Source organism: Streptomyces bikiniensis (assembly GCF_000716625.1).
Classification (GTDB): domain Bacteria; phylum Actinomycetota; class Actinomycetes; order Streptomycetales; family Streptomycetaceae; genus Streptomyces; species Streptomyces bikiniensis.
In genome coordinates this window covers 1-891 of sequence record NZ_JNXJ01000109.1, presented here as the reverse complement: position 1 = coordinate 891, position 891 = coordinate 1, and the positions used below count along the sequence as shown (strand labels likewise).

The window sequence follows — 891 nt, the reverse complement described above, 5'->3', positions numbered from 1 at the left end:
TGAGCGTTTTTCATCCTCGGTCTGAGCTGGCCAGATGCAGGGTGAGGACGGCTTGAACGAGGGCGGTGATGCGTGTGGTGGAACACCGCAGCTTCCGCAGCAGTCGCCAGCTCTTGAGGGTGGCCATGGCCTGCTCCCCGACGGCGCGGATGCGGGCGTGGGCGACGTTCACGGCCCGCTGGCCGGCGGAGAGGTTCACCCAGCGCCCCCGGAAGGGCACCCGGACCGTGCCGCCGGCACCTTGGTAGCCCTTGTCGGCCCAGCAGTTGATCTGGGCTTCGGTGACGGCGTCGATGATCCCGTGGGTGCGGGCGGCGCGGATGTCGTGGACCGCGCCGGGCAGCGCCGGCGAGGCCCACAGCAGTCGGCCGAAGGGGTCGGTGAGGACCTGGATGTTCATGCCGTGCTTCTTGTGCTTGCCGCTGTAGAAGGGCCGGTCGGCGGCGATGCGGTCGATGGGCAGCAGGGTGCCGTCGAGGATCACGTACGCCTTGGTCGCGGCCGTCTGCAGCGCCTGCTCCAAGGTGGGTGCCAAGGCGGCAAGGACCTGAACGGCCTCGGCGATGTAGCGGTAGGCGGTGGCCACGCTGACGCCGAAACCGGCGGAGAGCTGGGCGTAGGTGTGTCCGCAGCGCAGGTGGGCCAGGGTGAGCAGGGCCTGGCGCCCGCAGGTCAGACGGCGCCATCGGGTGCCGCGCTCGTGGCGGGAGGTGCGTAGCCGGGCGGTCAGGAAGCGCAGGGTGGAACTGGACACGTCGACGCCGGACGGGTAGACAAGCATGCGGAAGCCCCTGGTGGAGACGGTTCTCTTGGTCGAAAACCCATCTACCAGGGGTTTCGTCATGCTGTCAGGTCAACCGGCAAGCTCGCAAAGCAGGTTGAGAAACCCTC

Annotated in this window: 1 protein-coding gene; it reads right to left on the bottom strand. The window is 68.5% G+C overall.

Annotation, left to right across the window (positions count from 1 at the left end):
- Nucleotides 1-10: 10 nt before the first annotated feature.
- Nucleotides 11-781 carry an IS5 family transposase gene (locus tag OO47_RS32940; protein ID WP_030223503.1) on the bottom strand — a complete coding sequence of 257 codons (771 nt, stop codon included), beginning with the start codon at nucleotides 779-781 and terminating at the stop codon, nucleotides 11-13.
- Nucleotides 782-891 lie beyond the last annotated feature (110 nt).